Genomic DNA, 21,475 nt, shown 5'->3' with positions numbered 1-21,475 from the left:
ACTCATATTAGTTCTATTCCCTCCTCTTTTATGTTATGAAAGAAAGGGGAGAAACTATACTTCATCCAATCTTTCAAAGTATACATCACAGGATTAATACACTCCTTTACACTCCAGCCTAACTCTCTCAAAGGATAGGAGATATTATCATAATCTGTTCCCTCTAATTTAGGCTTATCCAACAAAATCAAAATATCCCAATCAGAATCCTCACGAGCATCTCCTCTGGCTTGTGACCCAAAGAGATAGACCTTGGTTCCTGACGGAACAGTCTGCTTTAAAGTTTCCTTTATAGATTGCAATATGTTTTCTTTATTTTTCATTATATCAACCCTATTTCTGTTATACAAATAAACAAATAAATTCATTTATTTCCAAATAATGCGACTAGTATTTCAGGTTTCCCAAGTAAAGCCTCTATTTAACTATTATCATTTAGTCCAGGCGTATAATTCAATCCTGCCTTCCTCGCCTGCGAATGTTGGAACTGCCGGGCAATCTTGTATTCATATCCCTCTTTCAGCAAATAACTCCCTGTTTGCTTAAACCAAAAACCGACATTCGCATCTATACATTGCTGCCGGATATCCAACACCCACTCATAATCACATACCCGAGCTTCTTTTCCTGACTCTCCTCCTGCAACGACCTGTTCCACCCATTCTCCCAGCTCACCTCTGAAATCAATCCGACTAAGAAGCGGTTCACAGATGATGATCTTATGTTTAATAGGGGCTTCTTTATAAATAGGTAAACGATAATCCACCCTATCCTGGTTCTCCATCGTGCAGCAAATGGTCACATTGTCATAGCCATCTCCCCAATCGAGAGGCAGACACTGTTGCAACCGGTCTATCCGCTTAGTGATAAAGAGGAAACGAAGGTCCTGCCGTATCCGCATCATCTCCCACGCTTCAGCACGCCATTCATCTGCATCTTCAATAAGAAAATCTGAAGTAAAACAGGTATATACCAAATTCCCCGAAGGTATTTTATACGTACCATTCTTTTTACGCTGCAAGGGTAAATCAAACTTTTCTGTCTTTGTCACCACCGAACTGTCTTTTCCATATTTACCATCCGTCCGATACACATAACAATGGCGGCAGCCCTCACTCAATTTGTGACAGCCATGCCAAAGATTCCACATTGAAGCTTTTTCACGCATCTTATTTTTTCTTCAAAGATATATTTAAACTATTACATAACCATAAAAAGAGTGCACCTTATTCTTCAACAGAATAAAGGTGCACCAAAACACAAACAAAACAAACAATAGAGCGACCTTCACAGGCAGCCGATCCACAAGGGATCTTTATCTTAGTCAGCCCATCTTGATGATGACAGCTTCACTCATATCGATACTCCTACTGCCGATAACAATGCAGGCAAAAGTATTCTATGTATTGCCTTACATGAATCCGGTTTTCCATTTCCTCCCAAAATTCTAATTGCTTATAACGGGCAAAGTAGCACCCTAAAATCATAAAAGAATGTTTCTTTTTATCGAGAAGACATTTTGCTAATCGACTATTATATATAATCATTAATCCCTAATATTGTTTGTTAGTTACCTTCTGCAAAGGTCCGTATAATCACAAATACGGCAAATTATATTCATGTCTAAGAGAATAATATCTGTTTACAAACAAGACTAATAGCTAATATTTTAAAATAGCCTGTTTTAGTATATGCAAAATTCAAACTCAAAAGCTACCACTTTTACGTTATTCGCACATTTAGGGCTATACAATTCCAATTATCACAATAGAAAAATTCGCCCTCATTCTCATTGTATATCCCGATGATGAATATGAATATTATTGAACAATCACTCCATTAAGCCCGATATACCTCTACAAAGATAGTATTATTCTATATATTTCTATGCAAATACTCAAAAAACATTTGAATGATCCTTGGGAATATAACCCGGATTTAACACTATGGTTATTGAGTTAGTACAACCATCGGTCTATATTCCGTTTTTCTGCACTGAACTCCACTCCTACTTTGACCAGCTCACGTCCGTCCGCCTGATAAGGAATCAGATAACCTTTTTCATCTATCTGTTGTAAGATCTGTTCAGCAATACCATTCAGTTTAAACTCAAATACATAGATATACTTCGGAGTTTTCACCACTGCATCCGCTCGTCCACGGACACTAAGCACCTCTGCTCCGGTAAATTGTCCCATCAGTTTAAAAACCAGATAGAATACGACTAATACGACTTGATAATGCCGTTCGGTCTTTTCGTTCAGTTCGTAAGGGAAATTTTATGAACTTCTCAAATACAAAAGTGATTTGAAGAGTTCATAAGCATTGCATTATTCACCGTTCAATATTTCAGCAAACTCACTCTTTAATTGTTTTATGAATGTGAAAATAAAATCTTCTGTTTCTTTTATCATATTAAAACAAAAATAATACCTCCTATCACCTTCTGCATTATCTAAATTATTCAAACGATGACGATAATTCCAGTTTTCATCCATCAAGTAGATATCATAGTTATTAGCATTATGTTCACGATACCACTGAAGGTTAATATCATGACCATTCCCTAAATGATAGACTAGGTTTATGTCAAAGCCCCACAGTAATCCAGTATTAGCTATTTTAATACTCTCATCGTTCAAACTAAACCTGCCATCATTCAAAAGCTTTGCTATTGAGTCATCCCGAAATTTATTACTAAGTAAAACACCGCGCTTGTCACCACAAAAATATAAGGCATCATGTGGCCAACGTATGTACATTTCTCTCTTTTGTTCATTCTTCTTTACGATGTACTCTATCAAAGCCTTATCGGTCAGCATACGCATGCTTCTATATTCATGAAGGACTTCAGATGGATTATCTCCCATAAGTATATGATGGACAGGACATGCATATATGTATGTATAATTTCTGTCAACACTATTAAGAATGTTGTTTTTCCATGTGCTTGAAGTTCCGTCAAAAATTCTGGCATTCCACCATAACTGCCTTATCCAATCACTACAGTAGCTATATAGAGTTTGTAAAGCCATTACTACCCGCTCCTCTTTTACACCGTTTTCATCAAATAGAGTTTTGGCAACGGACATTTTCTGATCGAAATTGCCCCAATCATCCATTCTCCCTTCAATATCGTTAAAAAGAAAAGCGATAGATCCATTGAAGAATGCAAAACTCTCCGCTTCATGTATTTTTTTCTTCCAGCAATAATCCTCATCTATTTTCTTAGCTTTGGAGATTTCTTCAAGTAGCTGCCTTTTTCCAAAAACTTCTTTAATCTGTGTGGGATCTATCTTTGCTAAAAACTGTAGTATATCCTGTGACGCAGCAAATGTCACACTATCATGTGGTAAAGAATCAAGATCTCTTTCAAAAAAGCGAATAGCACTTACAACTTGTTCTCTATCGATATAACTATTCTCAACTATATTCCATACGAAATGCATCCAATCTTTCAACTTCTCTATATCAACCTTATTACAACGTTCAAGATATACACATACAGCATGAAAAACAATTCTCTGCTGTTGAGTAATAGTTGTCAATATATTCTCTTCAATATACTTAGGTATAAAATAGAATAAACGACTTTCCTTGTTATTTTCATCTTCAGTGATAACATCTTTCCAGTATGGATTAAAAAACTTATTTACCTCAAGTGTACAAATATTGAGTTTCTCATTATTGACATCTTTAGGAATAATCTGCTCATATAAATCATGCAAATTATTCATACAGGTATAAAAGGCTTGCATACATTCGTGTGTCAGCACATATTTATAAACAGAGATATTTTGATATTCTGAATCATTTACCCCTACAGCACTTTTTGTTGTCATAGACTTATAAAAGTCACTTGATGTTATATCTTCCGGCTTTGACCCAACATTACAATTTGCAATATACCAGTTCAGAAAAAATCTATTGATGAACTTCATAAAGATCTCATCAATACGGTGTGCTTTTGAATGATTGAGCCAAAATATATCCGTCCATTTCGTATCAAGCAGATGTCGGAAACTTTCTTCATACGCATCGTCTTCTCTTATTAGCAGTGTTTTATCTTCTAGTTTATAATTCAACAGGTCTGCCTTGAAGTTTTCAAAATCTGTCAAAATCTTACCACGGGCATTCATCTTTATATAAAGATCGTCGGAAAGGGGCATGTTTTTGTCTTCCATGTTCAGTACATAAAACTTAACTGGAGCATCAGGGCGTTTTAATCTATCCAAATAATTTCCAAAATCTTCTCCAAAGGAAAACATTTTTTCAATGCCATCGCTCTTTCCTTCCATTCCGGATCCTCCAAGCATACAAAGCATCGATTGAATCGTAGGATCCTGATCGTAAGAAGAATAATACCAACGTTGGTTACGTATGAATGATACAACATCATCTGTTTCAGGTTTATAACTAGCTTTGATCTTACAAAGATTATCACAGAATATCCTTGATGAAGTCCTTGTCTCATAGGAAAAATTTCGCAATGTTTGCCCATCTTCATCAAGTGCACCAGCACGCAATGCAAGATACCAATGTAGTAGCCACAGCGTTGTCAAACGCTGTTGACCATCCAATGGATAGAGAATATTCCCCTCGGTACTGCCATATACAAAATCAAGTACTAATTTGGATTCTGGGGTATCCGTTTTCAAGGCACAAAGTAGCTGTCCAAGAAAACGCTGGCGCAGATATTCTTTACCAATTCTTCCTTGTGCATAATCACGCTGTATGATTGGAATGACAATTCTTTTCTCTTTCAACAGATGCCAAAAGGAGGTTTCTTTACTATATTCAGTCATGACAGAAATTCTTTAAGTGTTTCTTTTATATTTATAAGGTATGCTTCAGCATCATCTCTACTCCATTCATTGGGAGTAAACGACTTAGCATTATAGTATTTCATGAATACATATTTAGTACAAGGTGGAATAAACGACGATTGCCCTGCTTGCGTTGCTCCTGCCACTATTTGCCCTTCTGTATCTAAAAATGGCGGCTGAAACAATTTCCCCTGTTCTTTGCCGATAATAACTCTTCTTTTCGCTGGAAAAATGGAATTACCATAGCTGCGGTTAGTAGAAGAGTCTAAAAGCGTAAAATTCCATATCATATTCTTTTCTTCCTGCGTTAATTTCCTTATTCCTTTACCGGTTCCATCAATAATTTTGGCATATAATTGTTCGAACTGTTTATTTCGTTCTACCTTTTTATCTTCGACATCATTGTTATTGTATACCTTACTCGAATATTGGTTGAAAAATACCTCTATTTCCTTCCTTATCTGCACATTTTCATCACCACTAAGTCCAAAATAGGAATTGAGTAACCATTCACGCTGTGACTTAATATCATTTAATGCATTCTCTGTGTTAGAATCTATATGTTCTATATCCCAACCTTCTGATTTATAAAGATGAAATGGGAATTTATAAAACACACCTGTTCCATATTTATTGTTACAGTTCAATACTTGATTCTGATTTATGATAGTTTGTATGTTATGTAAAAGCAGAATAGGGCGACAGTTAGTCTTAGCACCTCCATTACCATATTTTTCGTACAAAGTAGTATCCAAATCTTTGTTTTTTATACATTTCTTTATTTCACTTATCAGATAATAGTTTCTAAAATCTGATTTTGAATCACACTTCAACCATTCCGCATAAATTTTATTAATACTTCTCCCATTACAAATCAAAAATCCTACATAATGGTAAAGGTCTTTGTCGTCAAACCATTCTTTCAGAGTTTGATATATTTCCATTACTTTTTCCCATATTTTTCTTATAGATTTTTCAACTTGTAAGCCTCTCTGTTGTTCCATGAAATGATTGAAATATCTAAATGTATGAAGCTCATCAGCGCTTATTTTTTCTATATTACTCCCACATCTCAGCATATCCTGTTCATAAATCATATCGAAAATAAAATCAATGCGGGTAGGATGTTCATATCCAATGTCATTTAGAAAAAGCCAAAAATCTCTTGATTGGAGAGAATATTCAATAACATCCCATTCCATAGCAATTTCCTGCTGCCACATACGTATTTTATTATTATCATTGCTATTGAAATTAGACTTATTCAAAAGTAGTGCCTTTATTAGTTCAGCATTAGTTAGTGATATCTTACCGATATTAAGTCTAGTGAACACTTCCTTTGGATTCTTATCACTCGTCTCGTACCAAATAAATTTCACTTGATTCAAAAGAATATGCTTAAATGTTTCTACATCAACATCTTTATGCTTTTCAAGCCATCCTTTTATTGTATCAGCAGCTTTCCAAATATGATAATAATCAATGTTATCTTCTTTTTTTGCAGCGAATGTCAAACTGTTAATGTCTTTCAAATACTCCTCACTATCATTACGTGTTTCATATTGGATGTCATAATAAGGTTCTTTCAGCACATCAAGAATCAGGCGAGTTGTTGTCAATCTTTGCTGACCATCGACAACTTCCCATTGTCCTTTTAATATACGTTTTACTTCATCCACATTTTCCGCGTTGTGTATTTGGGTCATTATTTCTCCGGAATACCTTTTGACTACTACCAAAGGTTGAAGACAATATATCCCGACACCCCCCTTCTTTATAAATTCAGAAATATCCCCCAATAAATCTTCAACCTGTTGCACTGTCCATCGGTACCCACGTTGATATGCAGGTATGTAAAAAGACATTCCCTGCAAATCTATAATAGATTTCAATTCTAATGTATTCATAATTTATATCATTATCAAAATGGTATATGCACACTCTGCACGTAGGCATATTGTTTATTCATCACATTCCTTCATATGAAAAATCTCATTGAAGCCAAATAGAAGATAGTACTTTCCCCTTCAAGACCTCAATGTACAATATCAAACAATGATACCATAATGGTATCATGTTTAAAAAGTCATAGCAATCAATCTACATTCTCTTCTTCTTCAAAATATTTTTCATCAACAAGATAATAATTGGCTATTTTAGGAATAATACCAATATTATTCTTAATCAGAAGATCAATAAGTTTATCTCCATTAATAAGGGTAAGAGGCGCTGCCCCTTTTTCAATAGCCGCCTCCTTTGCTCCTTTTGCAAAGTCCGATAATGTTATTATGGTACCTTGAAATGCATCAAAACGATGAAGAGAACCACGAAGAGCATCCAAGATTGGACGAGTTACATTTGAGGTAATGTTACGTTTAACTTGAATAACTTCTTTTACCGTAGTAATTCCATTTTGGCTGATTCCAGTAACATCAACCCCTTTATCATTTGTAGGAGTTGTTACAGTAACGTCATCGTACCCCATCGCTACAAGAAGATCCTTTATTATATTCTCAAATCTATAAGGAGTAGTCTCTTCAAGAGACTTTTTTAATAAATGTCTTTGTTCCTTATTAAACGACTCGACTGTCTTTATTAACTGTGTCTCCTTATTTATGGTAGAATCTGGATTAGATTGCTCTACAAATTGAAGATAATCCAACCCCTTATTCGTTATATAATAAGTATTCCCTTCACGTTTTACATATTTTCGATCAAGCAAATTTACAAGTCTTCGCCGCAAATAGTCCTTACTTACAGAATCTTGTTTTATATTTGAGTTGTATTTTATAAATTCCTTCCATTCATCCAACAAATCAGCACGTTTACCATTACCAATCAAAGATAACTGACGAAGAATTTGGATCACTCCCTCTTCAATATCTATTCTCCTCACGACTTCACTAGTTAAACTAGAAATAAAAACTTTTCCATCTTCCGTTAATTGATAAATACCATCACTCTCTGAAATAAGATTATAACCAGAAATAAGAAATTGACAACCGCGAGTCCAACGAGGATTCACCGTTTTATTACTTTCTTGCCAAATCTTATTAGCAATCTCCCTATCTCTCCCAGATAATCGTTTATCGATCCACTCATCAGGATTAGTCCAGTCCACAGTATTTTGCGGTGTTCCTCGCAACCCCCAAACTGTGTTCCACATATTTTTAAAATCGGCGACAGGCATGCCTGCAATTATCTCCAACAGTGTAACTGTAGTACTGTAATCTGGATACAATGGAATTTTTATCATAATATTATTCAGTGTTTATATGTTTAATCAATAAAGTAAAGTTTCTATCTAAATCTAGCTACGAGCAGCAATCACCTGAGATATTTTTTCAATAACCTTTTTGTATTCATTATCTGATTTATCGGCAGGTAATTCAAAGGTAAAACTATCAGTTGCTCGCAAACTAAAGGCATTACCTTCTATTACCTCCAATTTCCATTGTTGCTCAATATATGTTTGAGTTGGGTAATAAAGAACAAAAAATAAAATATGACTATTGGATTTAGAAGCCAAATAATCTCTTAATAAGGCCAAGCGTTTATACTTGCGCCCGTCAGGACGTGGATAATAGTTTGTAAAACATTGCTCTGAGACAGGGCTGGGCAATGTGTGTTTCTTGAATTCAAGAATGCAAACCGCTTTATTATCTTCATTCAAAAGTAGAAGGTCTGCATCACCCGGATATAAACTATCTGTCTTAGACAAACTGCATTCTAACCTTGAGGTACCATAAATAAGTCCTTTGGAACCTATTGAAACTGGACCTCCGGAATGAGACTTTATCAGTTCTTTAAATCCTGACAAGCTATATTTTTGAGAAGAAAAGCTATAACACCCTTCCTTGAAGGATAAAGAAACAATTAGCAACTCATTTCTGTCGTTGGACCAATCCAACTCATCATGAAACACAATAAATTGAATTTGCATATCATATTCTGTTGCGAACCGTCCTAGTCTGCATAAATAATCTTTGCCAAATTCTTTTTCCATTTCAAAGTCCAACTTACCGATAAATTCATCATAAGTATAGTTAGGCAATAGTATTCTTTTAATCCAGACATAAGGGGAAATTCGATTAATCGCCCAATCAACGAAGAAATCGAAAGTCAAACCAAACGTATTAGACTTGGATAATATATCATTAGACAGCCAAGCCTCCGGTGAGCCACTCATTATATTTGTTTTAGCTAGACAAGCCCTATTGTCGCAACGTGCTAAGAATGTTTTCTGTAACATAAGCGTAGTTATCTTTATATTCAAAGTTTCAAAAATCAGACAAAGATAATCAAATCGAATATATACTCTTCGAAATATGAATTGAAAAAGATTCATTCATACCATTATTTCATATAATAAATTTGGGAGATAATCCTATTATTTCTACTTTTGACAGAAAATGACAATTTAAATATTTAATATGCAAACCATGGGTTCTACATCCAAAGATATAAAAGAGAAAGATAAACGATTGTTAGAAGGAGTCATACAAAAAAAGAAAAACAGCAGAAAGGCATCAAACCTTTTGTAAACAAAGTCATTCAGGGCGACTGTCTGAACATATTGCCATCCATTCCTGATAAATCCATAGATATGATACTTTGTGATTTACCGTATGGTACCACACAAAATAAATGGGATTCCGTGATTGATTTGCAGGCTCTTTGGGCTGAATACGAACGTATTATTAAAGATAATGGAGCAATCGTTTTAACCGCACAAGGTATTTTTACAGCCAAATTGATTTTAAGCAAGGAGAAATTATTCAAATACAAGATTACCTGGATCAAATCAAAACCGACCAACTTTTTAAATGCCAAAAAACAACCGCTTCGTAAGCACGAAGATATTTGTATTTTCTATAAAAAACAGCCGGTGTACAATCCGCAAATGACTAAAGGGGAAGCGTATGATAAGGGGATCAGAAAAGATCAATATACAGGAAGCTATGGGGAGTTCAAGCCACAGCATGTAAAAAGCGATGGTGAACGTTATCCCAATGATGTGGTATTCTTTGAGGAGGATCATGACGACTTTGTATATGTGAAAACGGCCGAATCGGAAGGCGAAGTCTATCATCCGACACAAAAGCCTGTTGAATTGGGTAGATATCTAATCAGAACATTTTCTAACCCGGGGGATATCATTCTGGATAATGCTTGCGGTAGCGGCAGCTTCCTGCTATCGGCCATTCTGGAAAACAGAAGTTTTATCGGAATAGAAAAAAATGAAGATGTATTATTGCACAGAATACAGCCTACTGACTATATCAAGATTTGTATGGATAGGATTTCAGAAACACTAAAAAGAGAAGAAGTGACTCCAGCGACTCGCAAACTTTTCAAAAAACCAATCACCAAATATCACACCTTAAACTATTTAGAAACGGATGCCACAAATCAACTATAATGAAAGAAGTTGGGCCATTGATGTCATTAGCGAAATCAATCTTTACCTGACTAACAAAAGTTGGCATGTAAAAAGTGCCGGAGGAGAGAATACAATCAGGAATGAAAAATCGAGTTTATTTCCGGACGTGCTTATCTTCAAAGACTCTGCCAAAAAGATAATTTTGCAGGGATGGGAACTCAAAATGCCTGATACCCCTATAACTGACACGGAATTAATAAATAACGCCAAGATAAAATCAGAGATACTGCACAATAATAGTTTTATTCTTTGGAATGTGACAAGCGCAGTTTTGTATGTTAAGAAAGGGAATACATATTCTATCTTGAAATCATGGAATAGTATTGACCTTCATTCGCGTTCAGAGGTGAAAGAAAATGAGAATCTTTGGAAAGATCTTCTACATACCATTCTGGAAGATTTAAATGATTATTTCGAGCATGGAGAAATAACTGAAAGTGGATCTTCCGAGATATTGGCAATTGATAAAATAATCGATATCGTTCTCGAAAATATAGACTCGACAGCAGAAAACATAAAAGAGAATATAAAAAGTAGTGCAGTACTCGATGCGCAAATAGATAATTGGTGGCTCTCTTCTGCAGCAGAATATGGATTTAGCTCGCAAGCCCAAAAAGACGCTAAGCATAAACTGCCCACTCTATCAAAGGTTATATTGACCGACTGGTTTTTCAAGATTATTTTTGGCAACATTATCAAACGGCATTTCAATGAGGCAAAGATTATTGAAACAATTACTTTCGATACAACTGTCAGTGAAGCCCTACAAATAATAGCCAACATCTCGGAGCACTGTAATTTTTGGAATATTTTTGGGAATAATATCGCTAATGAATTAGTATCTGATAATGCATGGAAGCAGCTAGTTCAATTAAATGTATTTCTTTCAAACCTTAATATTGAAGGAGTTGATATTCAAATCTTGCAAAACTTACTGCAATCGTCCATCGCCTATGCCAAAAGAAAAGTGGCCGGACAATTTGCGACTCCTCCTCAACTAGCCGATTTATTAACAAGGCTAACGATAGATAAAAAAGATGGAATTACCCTCGACCCTTGTTGTGGAACGGGAACTATTATTAAGCAGGCTTATTCTCTTAAAGAAGAATATGAAATTGGTCAAGAGCAAATTATTGAGAGTATCTGGGCTTCGGACAAACATTCATTTCCTATCCAGCTATCAACACTGACCTTATCCAATCCCGGCAATATTGGAAAAGTTCTGCATATCTTCAGGTCGGATGTAATTGAGTTGCACGCAGGACAAACTATTGTATTTAAAGATCCCAATAATGGAAATCAAGTAGAAAAGCAACTGCCTAAGGTAGATTATATCATATCTAATCTTCCTTTTATAAGAGAGAAAGAGATCAAAAAGCTCAATCCGAATATAAAGGAAATCAATAAATTAATCAAGGAACAGACTAAAGCGAAAAAGACACTAAGTAAAAAGAGTGATATATTTGCATATATTCCTTTCTACTTGTACGACATTATCTCAGACAATGGAAAAATTGGATTAATACTTTCTAATGCATGGCTTGGAACAGACTATGGAGAAATATTCTTAGAGTTAATTCAAAAATATTTCAATATTGACTGTGTTGTTATTTCCGGGAAAGGACGATGGTTCAATAATGCAAAGGTTGTCACCACATTATTAATAGCAACCAAGAGGGAGATTTCTGATCCGGTAAATTTAGACAGGAGAATTTCTTTCTGTACATTAAAAGAGAAACTTGAGAACATAGCAGATATTAAGAAATTAAGTAGTGAAATCATTCTTAATAAAGAGTCTGATTGGGTCAATATTCAATCTTATTCAATAAATGAAATCAAACAATTGGAAAATATCGGAATCCCATGGTCCGGATATTTTGCTAATTTGAATTGGTTGCCTACGATAGCCGAGAAGCTTATTGACTCTAAAAAGTTTTTCGATTTTATACGTGGAGAAAGAAGAGGTTGTAATCGTATGTTTTATCCTGCAAAAGGACACGGAATAGAAGATGAATATATTGAGCCTGTTCTAAAAAACTTAAAGAAAGCATCTTCATTCATTGCAACTAGTCAGACGCAGGCTTTCTGTTGTTCAAAAAGTATCGAAGAACTCGAAACTTTAAATCATACCGGGACTCTGAATTGGATAAGATCTTTTGAAAACCAAATGGATAAAACAAATAAGAAGCTATTACCTATAGCTTTACGTAAACCAAATATGTTTTGGTATGAAATGAGCACAAAAAACATGGCAGATTTTGTCGTTAATATTAATTTCGACAAAAGTTTATTTATAGCCATGCTTGATAAACGTTCTTTCTTCGATCAACGGATGATTGGCTTTTCAATAAAGGAACAGTACAAAGATGAAAACAAGATTTTCCTACTTGCATTACTGAATAATATTTTGAGTATGTTTTTCATTGAGAGTTTCGGATTTGGCAGGGGACTGGGAGCACTTGACCTTAGAGAAACTAAATTCAAGAAGGATTTCAAGATACTCAATCCGGAGTTACTGTCTGATGCGCAAAAGAAAGAAATCATAAAAGCATTTCAACCTATTTTCAATAGAGACAGATTACCTCTTGAAAAGGAATTACAACAAAAGGATAGAATCGACTTTGAGCTGATGTTATTAAAGATCTATGGATTGGACAAGTACTATGATACAATAAAGCAGACTTTATTACATCTGTATAAAACAAGATTTGCAGTCAAAGAGAAAAAACGTAAAAAGGCATAAAGAAACGAGGGTGCACTTCACTTTTGGACACCCTCGTTTTCTATACTCTTTTATCCAACAATGCTCTTTATATAATCGGACGGACATACATGATAAAAGTCTTTGAACTTCTTTCCAAAATATTTAGCATCGCAATAGCCCAGTATACTTGCAATATCCGAAATACGATACTGCTGGGAAGCCAGCAATTTAAGTGCTTTGTCCATTTTGAATGAATTGATATACTCTTCAGGAGGGTTTCCCGTAATCTCTTTTATCTTATTATAAAAAGCAGTACGGCTCATTCCTATATCAAGACTTAATTTATCTATTGTATATTTATCAGTAGAGAGATTTTTTTCCAGGATTTTATTGACTTTATCCATAAAATTCCGGTCGGCATTTTCTGTTTCTATTTCGGCTTTTGAGGGTATCATCGGAGAAATGGCATCTGACAGAAACAGCCTGATCCGTTCGCGCAAGACCATGCGGTTTTCGACAAGCATACGTATGTCTGCCCTAAGTTTACAAATACTTTCCGTACGTAATTCCAGACGGTCTGCCCCACTCTCTAAATGAGATAAATAGCTTTCGCTGTCAAAGGTTCTTAATAGAAGAATGATTGGTATGTAGCCCATCATTTTATTTTCTTTAATTTGAGTACTAAGTGTATCTCCGCTTATTCCATTCACATTGTCGTCAATAATGATCGCATCAGGATTTTGACTGATAGCTGTATTGATTAGCAGCTCCGGATTATCAAGGACTGAAATCTGAAAATAGCGTGATAAAGTTTTCTTCAAATAATCACTGAATAACTTATCTGCCATCACTAATAGGATATGAGAAGTTTCTCTCGCTTTAGTGTTTTGTTTATCGCTCTTAGGACTCTCGCAGGAATCATCTATTTGGGTCTTCGTTTTTGCAGAAGAATGTTTCAATACCGGGCATGACTGATTCTGGCAATGGCAGTCTGTCGGAATAACGATTTGGAAAGTAGCAGCTTTACCATGTCTGCATCCGGTTATTTTTCCGCCATGCAGACGGATGATTTTTCTTACCGTCCATAAATCACTATATCCATACACGGGAAATATAATAGGAATAAAGGGAAACATTTTCCCTGCTCTTTGCCCGGCTATTTCGTTATTGCTAATCTGCAACTGCCAGGAATTCATTGTGTGGGTTACGTTGATCGATATGCAACAGCCTGACTCGGAAATCAAAATCATCTTGTTGATAAGATGTTGAAGTGCTGCAGTCATTATGTTTTCGTTTATCCTGCAACTGACACAACCCGAACATTCACCGACAGTCAGCCGTATCTGGCGGGAATTGGCATGAGCCCGGCATTGATTGACAATGGAAGTAACATAAGTGGAAAGTTCCAAATTTACCGTTGACGTTTTAGGAGGAATTCTCTTATTTACTTTATTTAGAGTTGCAATATTCCGGTTACAATATATGATACATTCGGCATATCCCAATGCTTCTTCCACTTGTTGGGAAAGGGGTTCAGGAAGATTGCCTGTTTTAAGTTCTTCCAATTGATTCCGCAACAATATTAACGGTGTATGTGCAGTATGGAGCATATTCATAGCAATCTTAAATTTTTCATGTGATAACAACTGCACATTGTATTCTATTATAAGGTAGGCAAACAAAATCACAAATAGCCCAATGCCGAAACTTTCCACAGGGACCGCATATCCGAGCAACGACAAATCGGGTAAAATGATGCCAATAGTTTGTTTACTGTTTACTAAATTGGCTCCAACATCTAAAGAAAACAAAGCTCGGAAGCTTACTAAGAAATTCAGGTAACAATCATTCATACTAATATCGGATTTGATTAATATTTTACACCTTTAGTAAAACACGCCTAAGAATCTTTTAACGTGCTTAAAACCCGATGCAAGTATAAACTTTTCAATGTATACACAGGAGGTGGTTTCCGACAAAAACAATGGGTGTTTTCTATCAAAAATGGTAACAATGTCTTTTGTTACCGAAATATTAAGAGGGTATACCATCAAGCCTTCATTTTACCCAGGCAATCCTCATTAGTTAATTATTTTCATCGTAAATAATACGGTCATAATATCATAAAAGTTAATTGAATCATCAAAACAATAGAGTATATTGAATTATAAAGCTACATATATAATTAGAAAATTATATATGCAAGTGAGTATCGTTTAATCATAAGAAACATATATATCATAGAAATACCTCATCATACAATGAAATTTTCTTCGCATCGTAGACATGAGTGACTGCAAAGATATCATCTTTCTTGATTAGTAACCAGTCTCTGTCCTGGTCGTCCATATTAGTATGGATAAGAGTAAACAGGCCTTTGAGCTTATGACCATGTAATTTGAATTCAAGTATTCCGTTTTTAATGGCAGCGGATATGTTACGATTATTACCGACGTAAGCATAGGTTCCGCTATCCCATATTTCCACTGTACCTGCTCCATAGTTGCCTTCGGGTATAACTCCCTCAAAGTGTGCATAACTCAAAGGATGATCTTCTGCCTGTATAGCCAGTCTTTTATCTTTCGGATTCATGGAAGGGCCTTTAGGTACCACCCAACTTTTCAACACTCCATCCACTTCCAGACGAAAATCGAAATGAAAATGACTGGCTTCATGCTTTTGGACAACAAAAACAGGTATCCGGCTTGGAGTCTCCACGGTATCCGCCATCGGTTCCGGAGTCTCACTGAATTGTCTTTTTGCCCGGTACTCTTTGAGGTTGTTAAAAGAGGGATCTACCTGCTTTTCTACCATCTTTGTACTTTTCCCTTCATCGGGAGAATTCTTTGCCATAGTCTGTATTTTTTCAGGTGAATAAAAAAAACGAATGATTCATTGACACAACAATCAGTATATCTGTTTGTTGCCGGAATTCATCTATTTTAATAGCTTTAAAATCGTATTTACGTTTGCTTACTTATTTTTCTACTCGTTTTCACCTTTCTCCCAGAAATGTATGCCCCCAATTATCATGTATTATGTTTGTTTATAGCAAAAGCGGGTAAATATGTACTATGTTACATATTTACCCGCTTCCTGTAAGAGATCTAATTTTTTACTTGCCGGAAATTGAGTCTTTCTTGCCTTGCTTATTTACAATAGAAGGACTTCCTTTATATTCAATATCTCCACTACCACTGGCTTTTGCGTCCAACTGTTTGGAAGCGTAACAAGATATATCACCGGAACCCGAAACTGTAGCAACTACATTAGTAGCCGTCAATTTGTCGGCACTGATATCGCCGGAACCATTCACAGTCAACATAGCCGTTTGAGTGGAACCTTTCATATTCACGTCACCAGAACCGCTAACTATCGTTTTTACAGTAGTGGCCTTCACATTCTTCACATCAATATCTCCACTACCTTTTATAAAAGCAGATAGATTGGTGTATTGTAAATTCTCGGCTTCAATATCTCCGGAACCTGTTATATTCAGATTTAAATCAGCTCCTTTGAGGGTACCTTTCAGATATACATCGGCCGAGCCTTTAATATCTACATCATCTAATGAAGGAGAAGAGGCAATCACTTTCAACCGGCGTTCTCCACTAAGAATCTTAACGCCTTTCTTTATATTTACCTGCAGCACTCCATTTACCGTAGATACTTCCAACAGGTCAACCAGGTTATCCGAACCATATATAGAAACTGTTGTTTTAGAATCACTACTCTGACGATACTCAACGTCGGGGCTACCCAGGACCCTGATTGAACTGAAATTACTCACATTATTCAGTTCTTTCGTGATATACTTCTTACTGGGAGTAATACTCTGCGCCTGCATACTTGTAATACACATGAACATCAGCATTACTAGCATAGATGTAACATTAAAATTTTTCATAACTTCTTATTATTAAATATTCTACTGACAAATATAAGAAGTATATTTCAAAGTATGGCAACTAAAAGAATTAATAAATTAATTTCTCCAACCATACATCGAGTTCCTGAAGCCATTCCTGTTTGTACACAAAGCTATCATTGTAACCAAATCCATGCCCTCCTGTAGGATATATATGCAAGGATATAGGAACACCAGATTTCTGTAATTGGGCAGCAAATTGTATTCCATTCTGGGGACTGACCACACTGTCATCTGAGGCAGCCACTATAAAAGCGACGGGTGTACTTGAAGTGACATGTTCAATCGGTGAATATTGTACCATCTTATCCGGTGAATAAGAGTGACCAAACATCCGTTCACGGCAGGGAAGATGCGTTAAACGATCATCAATACTAGCTACCGGGTACATTAATATCTGAAAATCAGGCTTTTCCTTATCAGATAATATCGTAGCCGAACAAGTGGCCAAATATCCACCAATAGAAGCTCCCATTACTCCTACCCGTTTGCTAAATTCCGGGAATTTTTCTCGTATAACTGCTAATGCCAACCGGATGTCCTGTCTAGGAATATCAGGATTTTCATGAGGCATTCTATATTTGAAAAGCACATAAGTCATTCCCTTTTGGGTGAACCATTCGGCGAAATCAAGACCTTCATGTTCCAAATTGGTCTTTAAGAAGCCGCCGCCGGGACACATAATAACACTGCCACCATTTGATTTTTCACTGGTAAAAACAAATAAAGTTCCTTCAGGAGCATTTTCCACTATCCCCATCAGCTCTTTATTATTCACTTCCGACAAGTTATATACCTTCATCGATAAATTATCGTACAGGCTTACACAAATTAAATTCTTCATTTCAATTCGTTTTTAAGTTTATTTCCTAACTTATGAACAATAGACGGACCGGAATAGATGAAAGCCGAATAGATTTGTATCATGTCAGCCCCTTGAGAAATCATTCCGGCTGCATCTTCGGCTGTCATGATTCCTCCTGCTCCGATAATCAGAAAGTGCCGATCGGTATGTTCGGATAAATAACGCACTACTTCCTGCGATTTCTTTCCAATACCCCGGCCACTCACCCCGCCGTTGCCAATCTTCTCCAATTGTTTTGTTTCTGCCTGATGCAATCCTGAACGATCCATTGTAGGTCCCGTGGCTATAAAGCCCTCTATAGAGTATTTATATGCAAGCGAAATGACTGTATCCAGTGCTTTTTCATCTATATCTGCCGGAAGTTTAATGAAAATATTACATCTTTTGTTCGCCGCCTGACGAAATATTGTGAGCTTTTCTAAAACCATAGCAAATAGATCGTTATCTATACTACCCCAGTTTAGGGTAAAATAATCCACACAATCATATAAATGGATGAAAGTCGACTCAAAATCTTTGATAATTTGATCTCCTGTAGAAAGCGGATTCTTATTAATATTTACTCCTAATACATAAGAATGCTTTCTATATTTCCTGATATGTTGCCGGACAGCATCTACTCCACAATTATTGAAGCCCGTACGTGAAATCAACGATTCATCATCCACCAATCTGAAAATACGTGGGGAAGGATTTCCTGATTGGCTGTCAGGAGTTACTGTACCTACTTCCAGAAAGCCGAAACCAAAGTCTGCCAACTCATCAAAAGCCTCTGCATTCTTATCAAACCCGGCAGACAGTCCAATTCGGTTCTTAAATTGCAAATGCCCATACGAAAATGGATCAGAAACTCTGCTGTAGCCTCTCACGCAAGCTCGGACCGGAAACAAATAGCGATAAAACTTCAACCAGCTTAAAAGCATCCGGTGCACTTTTTCCGGATCAATGCAAAATAATAACGGCCTAATGATTAAATTATACATATTCATATACTTGTTTAATAGTAAATACATAAGTCTATATCTGAAATTATACTTTTCAGGAGTATTTTTACAGATGCAAAGTAAGTTCTTTTTAGCCGGATATTGAAGTTCGTTTTTTTTATACCCGATAACTTTTAATTATTCCTATTTCTTATTGCTTGTGCAATGGGTACAAAAAGAACTTTCAATCGTCTCTTTTATAAAAGTATGTAAACAACAGGTTTATATAAGAATAAAAGCAATAGAAAGAAATGAATAAAAAGAGATTAATCGGATATCTGTTGGTAATAGTATCTGTAGGTTGTATTCATGCACAGGAGAAAAAGTTATCTGTACCCGAATACAAGCTATGGTATGACTGTCCCGCGCAGGTATGGACCGAGGCATTACCCCTTGGAAATGGTCGTTTGGGGGCCATGGTATATGGAACACCGGGCACAGAACAAATACAACTAAACGAAGAAACCATTTGGGCGGGACATCCCAATAATAACGCTAATCCGAATGCACTGGAGTATATTCCCAAAGTGCGTGAACTTGTTTTTGCCGGAAAATATCTGGAAGCACAAACTCTCGCTACAGAAAAGGTGATGGCAAAGACGAATTCAGGAATGCCATATCAAAGTTTCGGAGATTTACGAATCGCTTTTCCCGGACATACACGTTATTCTAACTATTACCGGGAATTAAGTCTGGATTCCGCACGTGCAATCGTACGTTATGAAGTAGACGGAGTGCAGTATCAACGCGAAACGATTACTTCATTTACCGATCAGGTAGTAATGGTACGACTGACTGCCAATCGCCCCGGCCAAATTACTTTCAATGCACAGCTTACCTCCCCTCATCAGGATGTTATGATCGCTTCTGAAGAGGGAAACTGTGTAACACTCTCGGGAGTCTCTTCCTTGCATGAAGGATTGAAAGGAAAAGTAGAATTTCAAGGCAGATTGACTGCTAAAAATAAAGGTGGAGAAATAGCTTGCGCCGATGGAATACTTTCTGTAGAGAAAGCCGACGAAGCGATCATCTATGTATCTATTGCAACTAATTTCAATAACTATCAAGACATCACCGGTAATCAGATAGAACGGGCAAAAAACTATTTGGCAAAGGCAATGGTTCATCCGTTCATTGAATCGAAGCGGAATCACGTTGATTTCTACCGACAATATCTGACACGTGTTTCTCTTGATTTAGGAGAAGACCAATATGCAAATGTGACAACCGATAAGCGTGTGGAGAATTTCAAAAACACCAATGACGCACATCTGGTTGCTACTTATTTTCAATTCGGACGTTATCTGTTGATCTGTTCTTCCCAACCGGGAGGACAACCCGCCAATTTACAAGGAATTTGGAATGATAAATTAGTTCCTTCCTGGGATAGTAAATATACTTGTAATATCAATTTGGAAATGAATTACTGGCCTTCGGAAGTAACGAATCTAAGTGAACTGAATGAACCGTTATTCCGTCTGATAAAAGAAGTGAGTGACACAGGAAAAGAGACGGCTAAGATTATGTATGGAGCCAACGGATGGGTGTTGCATCATAACACAGATATATGGCGTATTACAGGAGCAGTTGACAAAGCTCCTTCGGGTATGTGGCCCAGTGGTGGCGCATGGCTTTGCCGACATCTTTGGGAGCGTTACCTATACACCGGGGATGTGGAATTTCTGCGTTCCGTTTATCCGATACTGAAAGAGTCCGGACGTTTCTTTGATGAAATTATGGTGAAAGAACCCGTGCACAACTGGCTGGTAGTCTGCCCCAGTAATTCACCGGAGAATGTACATTCGGGAAGCAATGGAAAAGCTACTACAGCTGCCGGATGCACCATGGACAACCAATTGGTGTTCGATCTTTGGACAGCAATTATATCTGCCTCTCAAATACTGGATACAGACCGGGAGTTTGCCTCTCATCTGACACAACGTCTCAAAGAAATGGCTCCCATGCAGGTAGGACATTGGGGACAATTACAGGAGTGGATGTTCGACTGGGATGATCCGAAGGATGTGCACCGCCATATTTCTCATTTGTACGGACTTTTCCCCAGCAATCAGATTTCCCCTTACCGTACTCCTGAACTATTCGATGCGGCACGTACTTCTCTGATTCATCGTGGCGACCCGTCGACCGGGTGGAGTATGGGATGGAAAGTTTGCCTTTGGGCACGCCTGCTTGATGGCGACCACGCTTACAAACTGATAACTGACCAGTTGACTCTCGTACGCAACGAAAAGAAAAAAGGAGGCACCTACCCTAATCTGTTCGATGCGCATCCGCCATTTCAAATTGATGGGAACTTTGGTTGTGCCGCAGGTATTGCAGAGATGTTGATGCAAAGTTACGACGGTTTTATATATTTACTTCCTGCATTGCCTGCCGTTTGGAAAGAAGGTTCTATCAAGGGAATCATTGCCCGTGGAGGTTTTGAACTTGATTTGAGTTGGAAAAACGGAAAAGTTAGCCGGCTGGTTGTCAAATCTCATAAGGGAGGAAATTGTCGTTTACGTTCGCTCAACCCATTAACAGGCAAGGGGTTGAAGCGTGCCAAAGGCGAAAACCCGAATCCCCTTTATATAGTCCCTAGTATTCCGAAACCGTTGATCAACGAAAAAGCAAACTTGAACAAAGTGGAAATTGCAGAGACTTACCTCTATGATCTGCCTACCAAAGCAGGAAAAGAATATGTACTGATTGGAAAATAATAACTC

The 21,475-nt window shown here is 36.8% G+C and carries 14 protein-coding genes and 1 pseudogene; 3 read left to right on the top strand and 12 right to left on the bottom strand.

Annotated features, from left to right (window positions below; genetic code table 11):
- Positions 1-2: 2 nt before the first annotated feature.
- The 7 genes and pseudogenes from HMPREF9010_RS19325 to HMPREF9010_RS19355 form a co-directional block, all read right to left on the bottom strand.
- Complete coding sequence (locus HMPREF9010_RS19325) at positions 3-323, bottom strand: nucleotidyltransferase domain-containing protein (protein WP_008647433.1); 321 nt, start codon at positions 321-323, stop codon at positions 3-5.
- A gap of 98 nt (positions 324-421) precedes the next feature.
- The gene (locus HMPREF9010_RS19330; protein WP_008647431.1) at positions 422-1,168 is read right to left on the bottom strand and encodes a DUF5131 family protein; all 747 of its coding nucleotides are present in this window, start codon (positions 1,166-1,168) and stop codon (positions 422-424) included.
- A gap of 790 nt (positions 1,169-1,958) precedes the next feature.
- Positions 1,959-2,279 (bottom strand): annotated as a pseudogene (locus HMPREF9010_RS19335) (PD-(D/E)XK nuclease domain-containing protein); the annotation flags it as partial.
- A gap of 51 nt (positions 2,280-2,330) precedes the next feature.
- The gene (locus HMPREF9010_RS19340) at positions 2,331-4,805 is read right to left on the bottom strand and encodes a DUF262 domain-containing protein (protein WP_008647428.1); all 2,475 of its coding nucleotides are present in this window, start codon (positions 4,803-4,805) and stop codon (positions 2,331-2,333) included.
- Positions 4,802-6,733: a DUF262 domain-containing protein gene (locus HMPREF9010_RS19345; RefSeq protein WP_008647427.1), complete on the bottom strand. Its 1,932-nt coding sequence runs from the start codon at positions 6,731-6,733 to the stop codon at positions 4,802-4,804. The genes HMPREF9010_RS19340 and HMPREF9010_RS19345 overlap by 4 nt, the downstream gene beginning before the upstream one ends.
- A 188-nt stretch (positions 6,734-6,921) precedes the next feature.
- Positions 6,922-8,082, bottom strand: a complete 1,161-nt coding sequence (locus HMPREF9010_RS19350; RefSeq protein WP_032852464.1) for a restriction endonuclease — start codon at positions 8,080-8,082, stop codon at positions 6,922-6,924.
- Between the two features lie 54 nt (positions 8,083-8,136).
- On the bottom strand, positions 8,137-9,078 hold the full coding sequence (locus HMPREF9010_RS19355; protein ID WP_032852604.1) for a hypothetical protein: 942 nt from the start codon (positions 9,076-9,078) through the stop codon (positions 8,137-8,139).
- A 354-nt stretch (positions 9,079-9,432) separates the two neighbouring features.
- Between HMPREF9010_RS19355 and HMPREF9010_RS0124090 the strand changes: the two genes are divergently transcribed.
- Together HMPREF9010_RS0124090 and HMPREF9010_RS19360 are read left to right on the top strand one after the other, a co-directional pair.
- The gene (locus HMPREF9010_RS0124090) at positions 9,433-10,248 is read left to right on the top strand and encodes a DNA-methyltransferase (RefSeq protein ID WP_008647417.1); all 816 of its coding nucleotides are present in this window, start codon (positions 9,433-9,435) and stop codon (positions 10,246-10,248) included.
- Positions 10,229-13,012, top strand: a complete 2,784-nt coding sequence (locus HMPREF9010_RS19360; protein WP_008647416.1) for an N-6 DNA methylase — start codon at positions 10,229-10,231, stop codon at positions 13,010-13,012. Before HMPREF9010_RS0124090 ends, HMPREF9010_RS19360 begins: the two co-directional genes overlap by 20 nt.
- Positions 13,013-13,062: 50 nt before the next feature.
- Here HMPREF9010_RS19360 and HMPREF9010_RS19365 read toward each other — a convergent pair whose 3' ends face one another.
- The 5 genes from HMPREF9010_RS19365 to HMPREF9010_RS19385 form a co-directional block, all read right to left on the bottom strand.
- On the bottom strand, positions 13,063-14,826 hold the full coding sequence (locus HMPREF9010_RS19365; RefSeq protein ID WP_008647415.1) for a helix-turn-helix domain-containing protein: 1,764 nt from the start codon (positions 14,824-14,826) through the stop codon (positions 13,063-13,065).
- 385 nt (positions 14,827-15,211) lie between these two features.
- The gene (locus tag HMPREF9010_RS19370) at positions 15,212-15,826 is read right to left on the bottom strand and encodes a DNA polymerase ligase N-terminal domain-containing protein (RefSeq protein WP_004306211.1); all 615 of its coding nucleotides are present in this window, start codon (positions 15,824-15,826) and stop codon (positions 15,212-15,214) included.
- A 262-nt stretch (positions 15,827-16,088) separates the two neighbouring features.
- Positions 16,089-16,880: a head GIN domain-containing protein gene (locus HMPREF9010_RS19375; RefSeq protein ID WP_004306212.1), complete on the bottom strand. Its 792-nt coding sequence runs from the start codon at positions 16,878-16,880 to the stop codon at positions 16,089-16,091.
- A 70-nt stretch (positions 16,881-16,950) separates the two neighbouring features.
- The gene (locus tag HMPREF9010_RS19380) at positions 16,951-17,745 is read right to left on the bottom strand and encodes an alpha/beta hydrolase (protein WP_008647410.1); all 795 of its coding nucleotides are present in this window, start codon (positions 17,743-17,745) and stop codon (positions 16,951-16,953) included.
- Complete coding sequence (locus HMPREF9010_RS19385; protein ID WP_032852602.1) at positions 17,742-18,749, bottom strand: quinone-dependent dihydroorotate dehydrogenase; 1,008 nt, start codon at positions 18,747-18,749, stop codon at positions 17,742-17,744. The genes HMPREF9010_RS19380 and HMPREF9010_RS19385 overlap by 4 nt, the downstream gene beginning before the upstream one ends.
- Positions 18,750-19,000: 251 nt before the next feature.
- Here HMPREF9010_RS19385 and HMPREF9010_RS19390 point away from each other — a divergent pair, with 251 nt between their 5' ends.
- Positions 19,001-21,469: a glycosyl hydrolase family 95 catalytic domain-containing protein gene (locus tag HMPREF9010_RS19390; RefSeq protein WP_008647406.1), complete on the top strand. Its 2,469-nt coding sequence runs from the start codon at positions 19,001-19,003 to the stop codon at positions 21,467-21,469.
- The last annotated feature ends 6 nt before the right edge of the window (positions 21,470-21,475 follow it).

The sequence above is a fragment of the Bacteroides sp. 3_1_23 genome, assembly GCF_000162555.1.
GTDB lineage: Bacteria > Bacteroidota > Bacteroidia > Bacteroidales > Bacteroidaceae > Bacteroides > Bacteroides ovatus.
The sequence above is the reverse complement of the archived record's forward strand: the minus strand, read 5'-3'. Positions and strand labels throughout refer to the sequence as shown.

Excerpts from the sequence above, each read along its gene's own strand:
- HMPREF9010_RS19365 (WP_008647415.1), bottom strand. The coding sequence starts at position 14,826 with ATGAATGATTGTTACCTGAATTTCTTAGTAAGCTTCCGAGCTTTGTTT.
- HMPREF9010_RS19380 (WP_008647410.1), bottom strand. The coding sequence starts at position 17,745 with ATGAAGAATTTAATTTGTGTAAGCCTGTACGATAATTTATCGATGAAG.
- HMPREF9010_RS19345 (WP_008647427.1), bottom strand. The coding sequence starts at position 6,733 with ATGAATACATTAGAATTGAAATCTATTATAGATTTGCAGGGAATGTCT.
- HMPREF9010_RS19355 (WP_032852604.1), bottom strand. The coding sequence starts at position 9,078 with ATGTTACAGAAAACATTCTTAGCACGTTGCGACAATAGGGCTTGTCTA.
- HMPREF9010_RS19390 (WP_008647406.1), top strand. The coding sequence starts at position 19,001 with ATGAATAAAAAGAGATTAATCGGATATCTGTTGGTAATAGTATCTGTA.
- HMPREF9010_RS19370 (WP_004306211.1), bottom strand. The coding sequence starts at position 15,826 with ATGGCAAAGAATTCTCCCGATGAAGGGAAAAGTACAAAGATGGTAGAA.
- HMPREF9010_RS19325 (WP_008647433.1), bottom strand. The coding sequence starts at position 323 with ATGAAAAATAAAGAAAACATATTGCAATCTATAAAGGAAACTTTAAAG.
- HMPREF9010_RS19330 (WP_008647431.1), bottom strand. The coding sequence starts at position 1,168 with ATGCGTGAAAAAGCTTCAATGTGGAATCTTTGGCATGGCTGTCACAAA.
- HMPREF9010_RS19340 (WP_008647428.1), bottom strand. The coding sequence starts at position 4,805 with ATGACTGAATATAGTAAAGAAACCTCCTTTTGGCATCTGTTGAAAGAG.
- HMPREF9010_RS19385 (WP_032852602.1), bottom strand. The coding sequence starts at position 18,749 with ATGTATAATTTAATCATTAGGCCGTTATTATTTTGCATTGATCCGGAA.
- HMPREF9010_RS19350 (WP_032852464.1), bottom strand. The coding sequence starts at position 8,082 with ATGATAAAAATTCCATTGTATCCAGATTACAGTACTACAGTTACACTG.
- HMPREF9010_RS19360 (WP_008647416.1), top strand. The coding sequence starts at position 10,229 with ATGCCACAAATCAACTATAATGAAAGAAGTTGGGCCATTGATGTCATT.
- HMPREF9010_RS0124090 (WP_008647417.1), top strand. The coding sequence starts at position 9,433 with ATGATACTTTGTGATTTACCGTATGGTACCACACAAAATAAATGGGAT.
- HMPREF9010_RS19375 (WP_004306212.1), bottom strand. The coding sequence starts at position 16,880 with ATGAAAAATTTTAATGTTACATCTATGCTAGTAATGCTGATGTTCATG.